The sequence below is a fragment of the Nocardioides sp. R-C-SC26 genome, assembly GCF_021246465.1.
Taxonomy (GTDB): Bacteria; Actinomycetota; Actinomycetes; order Propionibacteriales; family Nocardioidaceae; genus Nocardioides.
Map to the genome: position 1 here is coordinate 1 of NZ_JAHRHK010000077.1, position 316 is coordinate 316.

The 316-nt window shown below is 68.7% G+C and carries 1 protein-coding gene; it reads left to right on the plus strand.

The features are described from left to right. Positions 1-316: lipid II flippase MurJ (locus KSO97_RS17500; protein ID WP_308188349.1), on the plus strand; the 316-nt coding region annotated here is incomplete at both ends.

Sequence of the window (316 nt, forward strand, 5' to 3'; positions counted from 1 at the left end):
ACCAGACGATCACGACGAGGGTCGTCTGGTTCGCCGGACTGCTGCCGTTCGTGGCCGACGACGTCGCCAACGTGATCTGGAACCACGGGCCGGAGTCGGCGGGCTACACCCAGCACGTGCCGACCCTGATGCTGTTCGGCCCAGGCCTGGTGATGTTCACCGTGCACTACCTGGTGCTGCGCGGCTTCTACGCCCCCGAGCAGACCCGCACGGTGTTCTGGATCCAGTGCATCGTCGCCTCGACCAACATCGCCGCGGCGACCGTGCTGGTCTCGGTGACCTCCGACCGCTGGACGGCCCCCGCCCTCGCGCTGGC